17 protein-coding genes are annotated in these 15,477 nt (G+C 57.8%); 5 read left to right on the top strand and 12 right to left on the bottom strand.

The annotated features are described in order from the left end of the window. Window positions 1-117 precede the first annotated feature (117 nt). The 3 genes from RBB76_RS08265 to RBB76_RS08255 form a co-directional block, all read right to left on the bottom strand. Window positions 118-771, bottom strand: a complete 654-nt coding sequence (locus tag RBB76_RS08265; RefSeq protein WP_429627895.1) for a hypothetical protein — start codon at window positions 769-771, stop codon at window positions 118-120. An 8-nt stretch (window positions 772-779) separates the two neighbouring features. Further along, window positions 780-1,169 carry a hypothetical protein gene (locus tag RBB76_RS08260; protein WP_429627896.1) on the bottom strand — a complete coding sequence of 130 codons (390 nt, stop codon included), beginning with the start codon at window positions 1,167-1,169 and terminating at the stop codon, window positions 780-782. 415 nt (window positions 1,170-1,584) lie between these two features. After that, the gene (locus tag RBB76_RS08255; protein ID WP_429627897.1) at window positions 1,585-2,382 is read right to left on the bottom strand and encodes an AraC family transcriptional regulator; all 798 of its coding nucleotides are present in this window, start codon (window positions 2,380-2,382) and stop codon (window positions 1,585-1,587) included. Window positions 2,383-2,446: 64 nt separating this feature from the next. On the opposite strand from RBB76_RS08255, the gene RBB76_RS08250 reads away from it, so the two are divergent. Then, the gene (locus RBB76_RS08250; RefSeq protein WP_429627898.1) at window positions 2,447-2,848 is read left to right on the top strand and encodes a VOC family protein; all 402 of its coding nucleotides are present in this window, start codon (window positions 2,447-2,449) and stop codon (window positions 2,846-2,848) included. 49 nt (window positions 2,849-2,897) lie between these two features. On the opposite strand, the gene RBB76_RS08245 is transcribed toward RBB76_RS08250, so the two are convergent. From RBB76_RS08245 to RBB76_RS08230, 4 genes are all read right to left on the bottom strand, one after another. After that, on the bottom strand, window positions 2,898-4,502 hold the full coding sequence (locus tag RBB76_RS08245) for a copper resistance D family protein (RefSeq protein ID WP_429627899.1): 1,605 nt from the start codon (window positions 4,500-4,502) through the stop codon (window positions 2,898-2,900). A 14-nt stretch (window positions 4,503-4,516) separates the two neighbouring features. Beyond that, complete coding sequence (locus tag RBB76_RS08240) at window positions 4,517-4,900, bottom strand: copper resistance CopC family protein (protein WP_429627900.1); 384 nt, start codon at window positions 4,898-4,900, stop codon at window positions 4,517-4,519. A 135-nt stretch (window positions 4,901-5,035) separates the two neighbouring features. Continuing rightward, window positions 5,036-5,971 carry an MBL fold metallo-hydrolase gene (locus RBB76_RS08235; protein ID WP_429627901.1) on the bottom strand — a complete coding sequence of 312 codons (936 nt, stop codon included), beginning with the start codon at window positions 5,969-5,971 and terminating at the stop codon, window positions 5,036-5,038. Window positions 5,972-6,101: 130 nt separating this feature from the next. Then, complete coding sequence (locus RBB76_RS08230; protein WP_429627902.1) at window positions 6,102-6,767, bottom strand: TetR/AcrR family transcriptional regulator; 666 nt, start codon at window positions 6,765-6,767, stop codon at window positions 6,102-6,104. Window positions 6,768-6,811: 44 nt separating this feature from the next. Here RBB76_RS08230 and RBB76_RS08225 point away from each other — a divergent pair, with 44 nt between their 5' ends. Together RBB76_RS08225 and RBB76_RS08220 are read left to right on the top strand one after the other, a co-directional pair. Next, window positions 6,812-8,140 carry an FAD-dependent monooxygenase gene (locus RBB76_RS08225; protein ID WP_429627903.1) on the top strand — a complete coding sequence of 443 codons (1,329 nt, stop codon included), beginning with the start codon at window positions 6,812-6,814 and terminating at the stop codon, window positions 8,138-8,140. Between the two features lie 144 nt (window positions 8,141-8,284). Continuing rightward, the gene (locus RBB76_RS08220; RefSeq protein ID WP_429627904.1) at window positions 8,285-9,418 is read left to right on the top strand and encodes a type IV pilus twitching motility protein PilT; all 1,134 of its coding nucleotides are present in this window, start codon (window positions 8,285-8,287) and stop codon (window positions 9,416-9,418) included. Here RBB76_RS08220 and RBB76_RS08215 read toward each other — a convergent pair. The 4 genes from RBB76_RS08215 to RBB76_RS08200 are packed head-to-tail and all read right to left on the bottom strand — an operon-like array spanning window position 9,415 to window position 11,826. Beyond that, entirely contained in the window at window positions 9,415-9,912 is a 498-nt protein-coding gene (locus RBB76_RS08215; RefSeq protein ID WP_429627905.1) for a DinB family protein, read from the bottom strand. The genes RBB76_RS08220 and RBB76_RS08215 overlap by 4 nt on opposite strands. Before the next feature lie 52 nt (window positions 9,913-9,964). Next, window positions 9,965-10,381, bottom strand: a complete 417-nt coding sequence (locus RBB76_RS08210) for a GNAT family N-acetyltransferase (RefSeq protein ID WP_429627906.1) — start codon at window positions 10,379-10,381, stop codon at window positions 9,965-9,967. Continuing rightward, window positions 10,378-10,974: a VOC family protein gene (locus RBB76_RS08205; RefSeq protein WP_429627907.1), complete on the bottom strand. Its 597-nt coding sequence runs from the start codon at window positions 10,972-10,974 to the stop codon at window positions 10,378-10,380. The genes RBB76_RS08210 and RBB76_RS08205 overlap by 4 nt, the downstream gene beginning before the upstream one ends. Before the next feature lie 30 nt (window positions 10,975-11,004). Then, window positions 11,005-11,826 (bottom strand): helix-turn-helix domain-containing protein, encoded by an 822-nt coding sequence (locus tag RBB76_RS08200; protein WP_429627908.1) that lies wholly within the window; start codon window positions 11,824-11,826, stop codon window positions 11,005-11,007. A gap of 107 nt (window positions 11,827-11,933) precedes the next feature. Between RBB76_RS08200 and hscA the strand changes: the two genes are divergently transcribed. Next, the gene (gene hscA / locus RBB76_RS08195; RefSeq protein WP_429627909.1) at window positions 11,934-13,889 is read left to right on the top strand and encodes a Fe-S protein assembly chaperone HscA; all 1,956 of its coding nucleotides are present in this window, start codon (window positions 11,934-11,936) and stop codon (window positions 13,887-13,889) included. 52 nt (window positions 13,890-13,941) lie between these two features. Beyond that, window positions 13,942-14,376 carry a 2Fe-2S iron-sulfur cluster-binding protein gene (locus tag RBB76_RS08190; protein ID WP_429628890.1) on the top strand — a complete coding sequence of 145 codons (435 nt, stop codon included), beginning with the start codon at window positions 13,942-13,944 and terminating at the stop codon, window positions 14,374-14,376. A gap of 25 nt (window positions 14,377-14,401) precedes the next feature. Here RBB76_RS08190 and RBB76_RS08185 read toward each other — a convergent pair whose 3' ends face one another. Further along, a complete protein-coding gene (locus RBB76_RS08185; protein WP_429627910.1) occupies window positions 14,402-15,475 on the bottom strand; it encodes a PGN_0703 family putative restriction endonuclease in 1,074 nt (357 codons plus the stop codon). Between the last annotated feature and the right edge of the window lie 2 nt (window positions 15,476-15,477).

Genomic DNA, 15,477 nt, shown 5'->3' with positions numbered 1-15,477 from the left:
TTTCTTCGAGGCTGTCTTGGCCGCTGGTTTGGGTGCCTGAAACAGCTTGGTCATTCCCTTTTCAAACCGTTCCAGAGCTTCCGGGCCTTCGTGGTATTGATGCTTCATATATGGCCTTTAGGGATTTACTGGTTTAAGTCCAATTTCGACGGTGTAATAACCCTTTGAAACCAAAGGGGATACTTGCCCTTTGCAGGGTATACCCAAAGAATTAAGCATGGTAATCATATCCATTGCCCCCTTGGGAGGAGAGTCCTTATCCTCTCCATTTACATCTACGAAAACCCCAAATTGTGGAGAAACCTGCCCTATCCAGACTGGTCCATCTATCGGCCAGTTCTTTTCCTTGAACACATCCTTAAAATCGCCAGCGTATATCGTACTGTCGCGATCACTGGAGCTAAATGAGATGCCAGCAAAATTTGTTGATGGTGTTTTAGCAAGATAGTTCTTGATGCTTTCTATTTGCTCCGTGCTCAATCTCCTTGTCTGACCTTCACGCGCAATTTTTAGTAACTGATCCAGCTTGGAATTAACGGTATCCAAGTCGTGCCCAGCCAAAACTTCCTGCAATAAAGCAATTATTTTGTCGCCTTGTTCCTTACCAACCCCGCAATTTTTTATAAACACGTTAATCGTGTCGTTGTTTCCACTATGCGAGGTCACCCCGCAAGTTCCCGATGATGTGGCTCTTCCAGTTGTGGTTGTTTGACTTTGTGTCGGTAACCCGTAAAACGCAACGATTAGAAGGATTACGATTGCAGCTTTCATTAAGCACCTTAGTTTTTAGGATTAGCAGGCGGTGCTTGAGGAGGGGCGGCGTTAAAGTTATCACCATTTCCGGAGTGCGCATTGACATCGCGACCGCCACGCGCAGTCGAAGGTCCAGTTTTTTGTTCCGTGATTGGGCAGGTAATGGGTTTTTCAACTTCCCTCGTGACCGTAACAATCTTTGGTTGGGGTGGGTGATAGCCCATCCACACTCCAATGAAAGCCGACAAGCATGCGCCAATGATTAGAAGCCATACGACGAGAGGTATCGAGGGCTTATCTGTCATATTTCCCTCCTTTGTTTTCTGCCAAACCTTGTGCTCGCCTTTGATGGTGAGAAAGGCAGAAATCCCCTGTAGAACCGCAGAAATCGCGCAAAGAATCGTATAAAGTCCCATATGGCGTAGCGTAACTCCTTGAAAGGATTATCCCCTCGCAAGTTTTGTGCGTCAAGTATATTATGTCCCTTGCGAGGTATCATGTCTTTCAAATTCTTCATTCTAATGGGTTTACGGCCAAATTCGTCCAAATAAACGACTTAGTTGCGGGCAATAGAAAAGCCTCGGCGTTTAGGCCGAGGCTTTTCTCTCATCTGTTTCCATTATAGCGGTTTGAACATAACTCATACGCCATGCGAATGATCAGGATTGGCGCGGGTTTTCGCGATTCAGGGGCTTGACAGAAATTTTGGCCATTTGGGTTTGTGTATCGAGATGAAAATATGACGCTCGTGACAAACCCTGACGCGCAGTAGATGCGAATGATCGCGTTTGCCTGTGCTGTCACTTCAGGAATGCTGCGATGCAAGCCGCCTTAGCTTTCCTGGTTTAGTTTTTCAAGCCGCGCGGCCCATGCTTTGGGGGGCATGCCGAAGGTGCGTCGAAAGATTTCTACGAAGGCGCTCGGTTGCCGGTAGCCGATGCAGAAGGTGATCTCCTTGACGGAGCGGCCTTGAACGAGGAGCTCCACAGCTTTCGTCAGTCGAACCTGCCGCCGCCATAGCTCAAAGCTAGTGCCAGTGTCTTTACGAAATACCCTCTGAATCGTTCTGACGCTGACTCCGGCATCACTGCACATGGCAGCGAGAGACCTGGTTTGCTCAGGCGCTGACAGAACTGCCTGAGCAACGTGCAATGCTCGTTCGTCTTTCGGGAGAGCCACGAATGTCGGAACCGGAGATGCGATTTCCAGATGCAGGATAACCAGGTCGCGCAGCGCCCGTTCGTGGTGCTGCCTCGTTCGCAGTCTCCCAATGCGCACTGTTTCCAGCGTAAGTTCGCGTAACAAGGGCGTCACGTGAAGTACGGTGCTACCGGAGGACCGCATATGGACCAGACCGGGCCGGAAGTATAAGGTCCGCATCGAAACAGCGCCCGGCATGTGGATGCGGTGGTATGTCTTTGCGGGAACCCAGAGTGCAAACCGTGGAGGAACCAACCACATACTTTGACCGGAGAATACTTCCATGACTCCGCGGATGGCATAGATAAGCTGATCGGCCCCGTGCGCATGTTCCGGAACCTGAAAGTCTGCAGAGTATTCGTAGGCCAGCGTTGCGATCGAAACGCCGCGCTTTGGATCGAATGCTCGGAGAATCTTGGATTGTCGCATTATCGATATATATTGGCATACTGCCATTCTTGCGCCACTCAAAATTTGCGCTCATTATGGCTGCATGACTAAACAACTCGGACTCAGCGGGTACAGCATCATTGGATTTGTAACGATTGTCGACGTGGATCGAGCGAAGAGCTTTTATGGCGATACGCTTGGGCTGCGCCTGATAAGCGAAGAGCCGCCATTTGCTCTCGTCTACGATGCGAACGGCATCATGCTTCGTCTCGGTATGGGCAAGGAACTGCCGCCGGCATCGGGCACAGTGTTAGGTTGGCAAGTTACCGACATAGAGTCAGTCGTTCAAAATCTGAAGACGGCTGGCGTCCGGTTCGAACGCTATGAGTTCTTAAAGCAGGATGATTCTGGAATCTGGACGTCGCCCACTGGAGCCAGAGTCGCCTGGTTCAAAGACCCCGATGGGAACACTCTGAGTGTCTCGGAGCATCCGGAGGGAAAGTGATGTGTGTCAGGTTCATCGAATGGGCAAAGCTTAAGATTTGAGTTCTATGTTATGCCGATTCGCGATAGTTCAGGAGGATTAAGCCGACGAGGGCGAGGCACAGCGGCCAGAGGTAGCCGGCGACGGTGGTCATGCGGCTTCTGGGGAGACGGAGCTCGAGCCATCGGGTACAGCCTGCTGAAACGCCAAGGAGCGCGATGGGGGTGTGGCTCATCTCTGCAAGCAGCGCTTCTTTTACCTTGGCGGCGTGCTCGTGTGTCAGCAAGGTCGCAGCACCGAGAGCACACATTGCGGGAAAGATGTAACTGGCCCACCGTGCCTTCAACTTGCCTGCCTGCACCGCGCACTCGAAGACGGCGAAGACCACGATTAAGAGTGCGCCGAAGCGATGTTGCACGATTTCGGGTGCTGTGAAACTTTGCCAGAAGGGACGTGGCCCGAGGGGCCAGTTTTCCGGGTCGGCGCGCAGGAGGATGAATACGGCCAAACCAGCGAAGGTCACCGGCCAGAAGCGGGCCCAGCGCATACTAGGGAGTCGGCTGAGCAGCGCCAGCAGACCTGCAACAAGCACAATGAGCCCTGCCCAGTGATGGTTGTACTCGGACCATGCATTGTCATTCGCGTCGCTGTTGATGACAGGCGCGAACTCGTTGGCCTTGACCGCGGCCTCGAGCGAAATAGGAGGAGCCAACGCAGCCAAGGGAGGACTGGTCATGCGTGGAGGCACTGGATGCATGCGCGCGTAGATCTCTTGAGTGCTCAGCCTATCCTGAGCGGTAACATCGATCGCAGGGGCCTGGGCGGTGAGTGAAGCGGCTGTCAAGACTGCGGCGAATCCCAAGCAAATCTCCGCCTCGGCGACGCGGCGCAGACGAGACAGCAGGGGTTTAGGATCGCTGGCCAGACGCCGCACTACCGACCAATTTCCTGCGCCCAGCGCGGCAATCGCCACCACCAGGTAGATTTTGGCAACGACCATGACGCCATACGTGGTCGTGTAGACAGCGTTCCACGTTCCGATGTAGAACACCGCCATTGCTACTCCGGCCGAGACGAGGGTGGCTGCGCCCAGCAACGCCATGCGGGAGTAGCGCTGGCTCATACGCCGCGCCTCATCCACGTTTTCGGCACGGCCTAAGGAGATCCATAGATAGGGCATTGCGCCAAGCCATGCGGCTGTGCCAAGGTGATGTGCTGCGGTGAGAATCGCCAGCGGAACTCGGTGATCGATGCGTGCCGCTGCATGGCTGATCGAGACCATTGCGACCAGCAAGAGGAGACTCAATAGAAGCATCGCGATCGTTGCTGTTCTGTTCTTCAGGCGTGCGCAGATCCAGAGCCCGATCGCACAGAGGATTGAAACAGAGTAGGCGCGGAAGAAGCTTGTGGTGGTTACATCTTTGAGCGTCAAATCAGAGCCGCTCATCAGGAGGGTAGCGGATGCTGTCACCAGAGCGACCTCGCCAACGGCCAGTGCGATCGCGGCCATGCGGATGCCCCTGCGACAGAAGTCTTCGACGGCCTGGCTTGCCATCGCCGGCAACGCTACGACCAGAAGATATGCGACGCCTCCCAGGAGCAACGCTTCGAATGCGAGCGTTGCCGCGCGTAGCAGAACTGTCAGGAGATCGATGTCTTTTAGGAACCAGATCATGTTTTTTCTCGGCTCTACTTTACCTGGAAAGGGATTGTTCCCCGAGTGATATGTCCGTCCATGGCCAGGATCTGCCAGCGTAGCACGTAGGCCCCTTTGACTAGCCCGGTCAATCTGGCCGATAGCGATCCGGGCGAGGGCTCGCTATTGATCGTGACTTTCTCCACTTTGCCGTCAGGGTTGAGTAATGTGAGGGTGGAATGCTCGAGATCGACCCTTGAACTGTATTTGAGGAGGACGGCGACCTCAGGGCCGGAGACCGTGCTGTTGATTGCCGGCTGAGAGCTCAGTAAGATTGCGTGCGCTAACGCAGCGCGAGGAGAAAACAGCACGATACTACAGACAGCTAAGAGAATTGTTCCAAGTTGCCGCGTGAAGATCCAAGTTTTATTTCGCATGTCCAACGTGCTCCTCGAAAGTAAGTCATAACCCTTATGCGGAGACAAAGCACGGGGTGGCCTCATGGCCGAGAGATGTTTTATTTCATATTTGATTCGGTTTTGACTCTGATGGTACCTAAAAATCTCAAAAGGTCATTTGATAGGAAAACAATCGAGGTCGTTCGCGAAGTGGATTGGGCCTGAATACCGGCGCTTGATTTCGGTTTGCGTTTCGTTTTCTTTTCCCAGGGTCCGCAGCATTCGATGGGAGAGGACCAGTTGCTTGACGTGAGCGTTGGCGGCGGTTGCTCCGATGACTGAGGGAGGCATGTGGAGGCGTCGTTCTACTCCGGTGGCGCCCTCCGGTACGGCGTTGTGGGCGACGAACAGGTCTGCGTGCGACGCGAGCTGGGTGAGGCCTTCGCCTTCTCCGTTTGTATCTCCGCTGAAGACGATTCGCTTGCCGCCAATGTCGATGCGCCAAGCCAAGGCGGGAACCTGGCCATGAATGACGGTCACTGCGTAGAGGGCCATGTTGGCGTTGCGGAAGATGAGAACGGGAGTTGAGCTCGGCGCGACATTATGCGGTTGGAGTTGGTAGCTTCCCTGGCCTGGCTCTACGAGTTCGCTGAGATAGCGCCAGGCTCCGTGTGGATCGGCGAAGAGTTCGTGCAAAAACTCTGTGGTGGAGGGCATGAAGTCGTTTCCTGTGGGGCCGTAGACAGGGAGAGGGCGCTTGCGGTCTTCGAACCAGGAAGAAAAGATGAGGGCAGGGAAGTCGCTGGTGTGATCGACGTGAAAGTGGCTGAAGAGGAAGACATCGGGCTGGGACATCTGCGCTCCACTCTCGCCGAAGCGGAGGGCAGTGCCTCCTCCGGCGTCGAGGATGACGCGGGCGCTGCCGTGATCCCAGACGAGGTAGCTGGTGGAGGCGCGTTTATCCTGCGACTCGGGACCGCCGGAGCCGAGGACCTGCACGGCTAATTCTGAGGCTCCGCATGATTGTGCCGGTGCAGGTGAAGGGGCGCACGTTGATAAGAGTGACGCGAGGAGGAGCAGAGTTTTTCGTGTTGGTTCTGGCCACTGCATCTTAGTCCTCACGCCCTTTCTGCTGTCCGCTGGTGGGTGTGGCAGGCACATGTTACTAGAGCGGATGCTTTCGCGTGGGCCAAAGGACGCGTTTGTTCGTTGAAGATCATTGCCTGGCGGCAAGTCGGCCTCAATGTCGATCTTTTTTCTTCTTAGATTTTTTGCCGGCACTTTCAGTGACAGTCGCAGCGTATGGCAACCCGTTGAGCAATGCCTGGAGGCCTTCTTCGAAGCGATCTTTGCGGTTTTCGATGCGGCCTTTGGCGAATATCTTCGCGATTCGGGGAAAGGCACCGGTGGCTAGCTGGGCGGCGGCGAACTCGGTGTCGATGGCTGTATCGTTGGCGGTTTCGCGGAGAGCGTGGCCGAAGACGAAGTCGTCGACAGTGGCGAGGAGGGCAAGTTTTTCGCTGTTGGTCATGTGGGTTTCTGCGAGCGCTTCGAGGCATTGCTCCATGTGGCGCATGGCATTGAGGCCGGGGGGCGCGGAGAGCATGGAGACCAGTGCCCAGGGGTGGCGGAGGAAGAGGGCGTGGGTGTGTTTGGCAATCTCCGTCATTGCTTGCTGCCAACCTTTCGGCACTTTGGGAAGGAGAGCTTCGCCGAGGAGTGCGTCGTCCATGACGGCGATGAGGTCGTCTTTGGTTTTGACGTAGTAGTAGAGGCTCATGGTGCCGACGTTGAGCTCCTGCGCGATCCGGCGCATGGAGACGGCGTCGAAACCTTCCTTGTCGGCGATCTCGAGGGCTGCTGCGGCGATGGTTTCGCGGCTAAGGTTTGTATTTTGCCTTGACATTCGTACACTGTACCATTATGTTGTTTCGTACAATGTACGAAACAATGATCCTTATCGCTGGAGCCGGGCCTACTGGGTTGACCCTTGCGGTCGATCTCGCGCGACGGGGCGTCTCGTTCCGTTTGATTGAGTCTGCTGCTGTGTCCTTCGAGGGGTCGCGAGGCAAGGGAATACAGCCGCGCACGATGGAGATCTTCGAGGATCTTGGCGTCATCGATGCGATGCTTGCGGCGGGTGCGATTTATCCCAAGTTTCGGACTCATTTTGGGGGCTTATCGCTCCGGATGGGTTCGCTTGGTTCAGCGAAACAAGCGACGGAGAGCATGCCGTATCCGAATCTCTGGATGGTGCCGCAGGCGCGTACTGAGGCCATTCTGCGTGAGCGGCTGTGTGAACTTGGAGGTGCGGTTGAGTTTGGTAAGGCGTTCGCATCGCTTACGCAGAATGAGCAGGGCGTCGAAGTCGCGCTGGGCGATGGGGAGGTGGTGCGGGCGCAGTATCTTGTGGGGTGCGATGGCGGGCGCAGTGCGGTCCGCAAGGCTTTGGGGCTTCGGTTGGAGGGGGAAGGTCTCGATGAAAAGCCGATGCTCGTGGCGGATGTTGAAGTCGAGGGATTGGATCGGTCGGACTGGCACCTTTGGCCGTTTGCTAAGGGCGGGGTGATCGGGCTGTGCCCGTTGCCGAAGACGACGCTGTTTCAGCTGACGGGGAAGGCAGAGGTTTTGGAAGACGATATCGAGGGTGTCGTGCGGAGGGCTACTGGACGTCGCGTGGTGCGCGTGGCGTGGAGGTCGATCTACCAGCCGGCAGTGCGTATGGTCGATCGCTATCGGGTTGGGCGTGTGTTGCTGGCGGGGGATGCGGCGCATGTGCATCCGCCGGCGGGTGGGCAGGGGCTTAATACGGGGGTGCAGGATGCGTATAACCTCGGATGGAAGCTTGCATATGTTGCGCGTGGGGGGCCAGATTCGCTGCTCGATAGTTATGAGGCGGAACGTTTGCCGATTGCGGCGGCGGTGCTTGGGTTGAGCAAGAGGCTGCTTCAGACGCGGTCAATCAAGCGCGGTGATGCGACGAACCAGCTTGCGCTGCACTATCGCACGAGTGCGCTTTCGTTGGGTGGGTCGATTGGAGGCTTGCAGGCTGGCGATCGGATGCCGGATGTGCGGCTGGAGGATGGGAGGCGGCTGTTTGTGCCGATGCGGGGTATGCATGCGACCGAGTTGGAGACGCCGGAGGGGCGGATTTTGATTCGTCCGGATGGATATATTGCGTCCATCGGCGTGGCGCTGTTGAGTGAGTATGCGGGAGTGAGTGTTCGTTCCGTTCGCACTTTGAACCACGTGGGTCGCAAGAGTACGGGCTTAGCCTGAGAACCGCAGCGAATGGGTTAGCAGATAGCGACGTTTGTGGAAGATGTACGTCTGATCTTCACGTGGAATTGCGATAGGCCTTCGTTGAAGTGATGATCGGCTTCGCGCTCGGGAGAGAGAGTCTTATGGAAGTAGTGTTGCTGCATGGGTGAGACGGAGAGCGAGCTGTCGCGGCTGGTCGACCAGCTTAATCGTTCGGCGAACAGTTCGAGGTCGGGCGAGAAGAGATCGCTTGATCAGATTCTTAGCGTAGCGTTTCAGCGGCATGCGTCCGATATTCTTCTGGTTGCCGGTTCGCCAGTGACCCTGCGGGTGAATGGCGCGTTGACGCCGGATGTGGGAGCAGCGCTCTCGTCCGAAGAGGTTCGGGGGATGCTGCAGTCGCTGCTTTCTGCGGAGCGATTGGCTGAGCTGCAAGAACACAAGTCGGTGGATTTCTGTTTTGTGCGGCCTTCGATTGGGAGATTTCGAGCGAACTTTCATTATCAGCGCGGCACGCTGGCAGCGGCGATTCGCGTGCTGCCGGAGCAGGTGCCTTCGCTGGAGTCACTGCATCTGCCTGCCGGGCTGGCGATGTTGACGGAGCGAAGGCAAGGGCTGGTGCTGCTAACGGGGCCGACGGGGTGCGGGAAGACTTCGACGCTGGCGGCGCTGGTGGATCGGGTGAATACTCTGCGGCGCGACCACATTATTACGATCGAAGATCCGATTGAGTACCAGCATCTGAATCGTAGTTCTTTGGTGGAGCAGATCGAATTGGGGCGAGATACGCATGACTTCGCGCATGCGGTGCGGTCGGTGTTGCGGCAGGACCCGGATGTAATCATGATTGGGGAGATGCGGGACAGCGACACGATGGCGGCGGCGTTGACTGCGGCAGAGACAGGTCATCTGGTTTTGTCGTCGCTGCATACGAACGATGCGGCGCAGACGGTCTCGCGCATTCTGGACACGTTTCCTTCGGGGTATCAGTCGCAGATTCGACAGCAGCTTTCGCTCGCGTTGCTTGCTGTGATTTCGCAACAGCTACTGGCGGCTGCGGATGGCGCTGGACGATATCCGGCTGTTGAGATTCTGGTGGCGAACGGCGCTACGCGGAATTTAATTCGGCGGGGAGACGATCATCAATTGCGCGCGAGCATCGAGACCGGACGCGCGGACGGAATGTTGACGATGGAGCAGTCGTTGGCGGAGCTTGTGAGGGCAGGCAGGATCTCGCGTGAGACGGCGTTCGCGCACTGCTATCACCTGGAGGATCTGCGACGGCACCTGAGTTAGCCGGGTCTGGCGGTGAGTCGGTCGAGTTGCTGGAGGTGGTTAATGTCGTGGCCGGCCATGGTTTCGACGATGGTCCAGAGGGTCATGGTGCCGCGTTCGGGATGGGTGGCGGAGCGATGGCGTTCGTCGCCGGAGATGGTGGCAAGGAAGAGAAGATTCCAGTTGCGCATGGCCTCGAAGAGCGCGAGGGCAGGCTCGATGGGGTAGACGGCGTAGCGGTCGGCCCAGGCCTCTTGATCGAAGGGCTGGATGATGTGGTGGGGCTGGTCGGTTGGGGTGGCGAGGGTCTGGCGGAGACGAAAGCCGAAGACGGTTTCGGTGTCGGCGAGGTGCGCGATGATGTTCGTGATGCTCCATTTGCCGGGAGCGGGTGGGGCGTTGAGCTGCCCGTCGGTGAGGCCGGCGGTGAGAGCGTGGAGGCGCCCGGAGGTGCTGGTGAGGACGGGGAGTGGATCCTGATTGGCGAGGTATTTGGCGTATGGGTTTAATTCCATCTGGAGACGGTATCACGAGGGGTAGGGGGGAAGGCTAGAGCTCGGTATGGCGTTATTTGAAGTGGAGGTACATTCCGATGGAGCGTGGTGCGGTGGGTTTGAAGCCAAAGAGTGAATAGAGGTGGTGGGCTTCGCCGTCGGCGATGAGGCTGACGTAGGCGCCGGGCAGTGCGGTTTTATGGAGGTGATCGACGAGAGCGTGGACGATGCGCTTGCCGAGGCCGCGCTTCTGATGTTTCGGGTCGACGGCGATGTCGACGATTTGGAAGAAGAGGCCGCGATCGCCGATGATTCGGCCCATGCCGATGGCTTCGCCGTCTTTGCGGATGACGACGGCGTAGATCGTGTTGGGTAGTCCGGCTGCTGCGGCCTCTGCGCTTTTTGGGCTTAGTCCGGCTGCGATGCGGAGGCGCCGGTAGTCGTCCGAGGATGGTGTTGTTTCGACTAATTCGTATTCTTCGTCGGTCATCTCCCTGCGCTTTCGTGAACGGGCTCTTTTGCGGATTTGGAGTTTTGCTGTGATGGCTCGGGCGCCCAGGGGTCGTAGGTGCCGATGCCCCAGGTGTGGCCTTCGAGGTCGCGACAGGAGAAGTGGCGGCCACCGTAGTCCATGTCACGGATGTCGATGATCATCTCGGCTCCGGCTGCCTTCGCGGTGACGTAGACGGCGTCGGCGTCGGGGACTACGAGGTAGGCGCCCGCAGTCTCGCGGAAGCCGATCTCGTCAGGTTGGACCATGAACTTGCCGCCTTCGCCGCCGTTGTCAACGGAGCCGATCATGATCATGCCAGGGCCAAGGGTGAGCTGGGCGTGTTGTACGGTTTTGTTGTCGGGTGCGACGAAGACGGTTTGTTTTTCGAAGCCGAAGGCTGTGACGAGCCAGTCGATGGCGGCGAGCGCGTCGCGGTAGCGGAGGCTGGGGATGACGGTTGATCCGGTGGTGGTGATTTGAGTGTTCATGGTTAGAAGCATGTCATTTGCGAGGGTTGTGGTCTTGGAAAAATCGGCGGTGGTGAAGAAGCATGTCCTGCCGGACGGGCCTCCTACGCGGAGTGCGGTCACTTCGTGACATGTGTACCCCTTCGGGTGCCGCTAGTCGAGGGGGATGTGGTTTGCCCAGATGCGCTTGGTGGTGGAATAGTCGGTGGCGCTGAGACCGGAGAAGGCGCGGAAGTCGTTAGCGAAGTGGGACTGGTCGTAGTAGCCGCAGGTGAGGGCGAGCTCGGCCCAGGGGACGTCGGCGCCACAATTCATTTGTTGGATGGCTTGCTGGAAGCGCTGGATGCGGCAGTAGAGTTTGGGAGAGATGCCGACTTGCTCGTTGAAGCGCTCGGAGAGGCGGCGGGGGCTGAGGCCGGTGGTGCGGGTGAGTTCGGCGATGGTGGTGGTGCCGGGTGAGGCGTGGAGATGGGTGAGGGCGTAGTCGAGGACGGGGTCGCGGTGCTGGTGTTTGCTGAGGGCGAGGCGCGTGAGGAGGGCGTATTCGAGGAGAGAAAATTTTTGTTCGGGGGAGGAGGCCTCGCGGAGGTCGTTGCGGAGGTTGAGGGAGGCGCGGCCCCAGAGATCGTCGAGGCCTGTTTCGCAGTTGGAGAAGATGCTGGCGTTATCGGGGAAGAAGGGCACAGTGCCGCCGGGATGGAAGACGACGCCGATGAGCTCGGAGAAGTCGATGGCGTCGATCTGCTGATAGCGGGAGAAGATGCCAAGGAAGATGGCAGCTGGGGTGTGGGATAGGGGACTGATGGGATTGTTGGCGTCGGTCAAGTGGTCTCGGGCGAGGGAGAGGACGATTTGAGCGCAGCCTGTGGGGAGGACGCGTTCGTGGCGGTGGATGGCGTGGGGGTCGCGAACGTACCACAGGGCTTTGATGAAGGGTGCGAGGGCGGGAAGGGGGTGGTGCTCAAGATAGAGCATGCATCGGCCTCGGGTTGGAGCACATCTGAAGATGATGCGGGTGGGTGACGGTGTTCGTGGTGCGATTGTAGGACAATAGAAGATGGACTAATAGAGGGTTTGAAGCGATGGCGGATGAGCGGGTTGTAGGGATTGATTTGGGCACGACGAATTCGCTGGTGGCGTTTATGGAGGGCGGTACGCCGGTGGTGATTCCCGGGGAGGATGGCGAGCGGCTGGTGCCGTCGGTGGTGGCGTGGACGGATAACGGCGTGGTGGTGGGGAATGCGGCGCGTGGAACGCTGATGGAGGATTCGGCTAGCGCGGTTTATTCGGCTAAACGGTTGATGGGGCGCGACATCGAGGACGTGCAAGGGGAGCTGAAGCTGTTTCCGTTCAAGCTGGCGGAGGGGTTGAAGCCGGGTGAGGTCCTGAAGGTGAGCGTGGGCGGGTTGATGCTGACGCCGCCGGAGATCTCGGCCTATGTGCTGCAGCAGCTAAAGAAGAATGCGGAGAGGTTTTTTGGCGGCCCGGTGACGAAGGCGGTGATTACGGTTCCGGCGTACTTTAATGACGCGCAGCGGCAGGCTACGAAGGACGCTGGGCGGATTGCTGGCCTCGAGGTTTTGCGACTGGTGAACGAGCCTACGGCGGCGGCGCTGGCTTATGGGTTGGATAAGAACAAGGACGGCCTGATTGCGGTGTATGACTTTGGAGGCGGGACGTTCGATGTTTCGATTCTGAAGCTGCATGAGGGGATCTTTGAGGTTGTCGCGACGGGCGGGGATACGCATCTGGGTGGGGATGATATCGACAACCTGATGATTGCGATTGCGCTCGATGATATTGCGGGTGATTTGGGTGAGGATGTTCGCGGGAATGGCGAGGCGGTGCAGGCGGTTCGCAAGGCGGTGATCGAAGCGAAGATTCTGCTGTCGAGTGCGGACAACGCGACGTTGAATGTGGAACTGCCGAGTGGGAAGAGATATCTGCGGCAGATTTCCCGAGAGCAGTTTGAGGGATTGATTGCGGGAGTGATTGCGCGGACTGCGGCTCCTTGCAAGCAGGCGCTGAAGGATGCGGGTCTGTCTGCGGCGCAGATTGATGAGGTGGTGCTGGTGGGCGGGTCGACGCGGATCCCTGCGGTGCGGGCTCTGGTGGATGATTTGTTTGAGATGAAGGCTCGTGGGAAGAAGCCGCATACGGAGTTGAATCCGGATGAGGTGGTGGCGCTTGGTGCGGCGGTGCAGGCGCAGATTCTCGCTGGTGGGTCGGCTGCGACGGAGGATTTGCTGCTGCTGGATGTGACGCCGCTTTCGCTGGGGATTGAGGCGCTGGGCGGGGTAGTGGCGAAGATTATTCAGCGGAACTCAACGATTCCGGCGAGTGCGACGGAGCACTTTACGACGGGCGTGGATGGGCAGACGAATGTTGCGATCCACGTGGTGCAGGGAGAACGTGAGATGGCGAAGGACTGCCGATCGCTGGCGCGGTTTGACCTCAAAGGGATTCCGCCGATGGTTGCCGGGCTGCCTAGGATTGAAGTTAAATTTCTGATCGATGCAAATGGGATTTTGCATGTGAGCGCGCGCGAGCAGAGGAGTGGGAAAGAGGCTGAGGTTGAGGTGAAGCCGACGTATGGGCTCACCGATGAGCAGGTTGAGACGATGATTCTGGATTCGTTCGATAACGCGGAGACCGATATTCAGGAGCGGCAGACGATTGAAGCGAAGAACGAGGCGGAGACGATTCTGACTGCAGTAGAGAAGGGGAAGAGCCATGCTGCGTGGCAGATGTTGTCGAGTGAAGAGATTGAAAAGATCTCGACAGAGGTCTCATTTTTAGAGGCTGCGGTGCAGGGTGGCGAGTACAAGGTGATTCGCACGGGGATTGAGCGGCTGGATGCGGCGACTCGGCGGTTTGCGGAGTTGATGATGGATAACGCGGTGTCGGGCGCGATGCAGGGCAAGACGATGGAGGCCGCAGGTGAGAGCATAGGAGAAGGGCCTACCGCCCCGCATCCGTTTGCGAAGGCGCAGGTGAGCAGCTCGCATGATGATGCGGATGCTGAGACGAAGGATTGAAGAACCCATTTACGATGAGGCTACGGCCGGAGAGTCGACGGAAGATTGAATGATGAGTGAGACGAAGAAGATTGAGGATGCAGTGGACCTGTCGAAGCCAGCGGGTGAGGGAATGGTCCGCGTGACGTTCCTGCCTGAAGGCAGGACGGTGGAGTTCCCGTTCGATACGCTGCCGTATGAAGGGCATGGACTGCCGATGTCGTTTTTGGATGTTGCAGAGAACTACAATATTTTTCTCGACCATGCGTGTGGTGGGGTGTGTGCGTGTACGACGTGCCATATCCATGTGAAGGAAGGCGCGCAGGGGCTCAGCGAGGCAGAGGATCTGGAGTTGGACCGGATGGAGACGGCGGCGGATATTCAGTTGAACTCGCGGCTGGGATGCCAGGCGGTGATTGAGAAGCCGGGAACGTATGTAGTGGAGATTCCGAAGTGGAATCGGAACTATGTGCAGGAAGGCAAGCCTTCGCATGGGCCCGGGGCTTAGTAAGGCTTCCTCTTTGGGTGAATCTTCAGGCGGGGAGAATTCCGTACTTCGCTTCGAGAAAGTTTTGCAGATCTTCGGGGAGTGCGGTGGTTAGCTCCTGCCACGTGAGGAGCTTGAGGCGCCAGGCGAAGCTGGGATAGTGGACTGCAGCTAGGACTGAAAACCAGATCTCGATGAGGTCGCGGCGGCGGGCGTCGCAGAGGACGCAGAAAGATGCGTCGGAGTCGTAGGCGGCGAGAACGTTGCGGATGAGTTGATACCCCTGGATGACGGTGCGGGATCGAGCCGGTGTTGCGATTGGTGACATTGTGGCGTGGGGCTCTTCGAGGTCGGAGAAGTCTTCGGTGGATGGGTGTGAGGGAGCGGACGTGATGAGTTTGCTCGGTAAGCGCGCGACGTCGAAGATGGTTTCGAGATCGCGGTAGCGTTCGATGAGGCGTGGGTTGGCGGTCTGGAAGTTGGATTCGGTGAGCTTGGCTTCGAGGAAGAGGTTGCCGAGCTGGAGGTCGATCTCGGTGCGGTCTTTGAGATGATTTGGTTCTTCCGGCTGTGTGGGGGCGTTGGCATCGTTGAAGAGGGGCGAGGTAGGTGCTCGCTGCGCGTTGCGCGTGGTTTTCTTTTTAATGTTCGTGAGAGATCTTTTTAGCGGAACACCGGGGTGGATGCCGAAGTTTGGTTCAGTGTTTGAGGAAACCCCTAGAAGGCTTGCGACGGTGGCGTTGAGGCGGCCTTCGGAGAAGACTTGGGGGTGGCAGAAGATGTTCATCAGAAGCGCGTCGGAGCTGTTGGCGCAGTCCAGTTCCATCCATTGCCAGTCGGCTCTTGCGCGAACGCGGCGGTGTGCTGTGTGGGTCTTATTAAGGCGGCGGGACCATGCGGGGTTGGCGCAGATGGCGGTGTAGGTGGCGGGATGGAAGTTACCGTGGCGGGCTTGCTCGGCTTGTTCATTGCGGCCGAAGATGATGCTGGGCTCGGAGCCGGTGGTCTGCTCGTGCAGGAGATTGCTGGTGGTGGCTAGGTGTTGGGCGCGGGCGTTCAGGTCGCGGCGGAGGAGGGATGCGGACCAGGGGGTTAAAGCGGTTTGCGGGGTGTGAGTCATAA

This window comes from Tunturiibacter psychrotolerans, assembly GCF_051013365.1.
In the GTDB taxonomy this organism is placed as follows: Bacteria; Acidobacteriota; Terriglobia; order Terriglobales; family Acidobacteriaceae; genus Edaphobacter; species Edaphobacter psychrotolerans_A.
The sequence above is the reverse complement of the archived record's forward strand: the minus strand, read 5'-3'. Positions and strand labels throughout refer to the sequence as shown.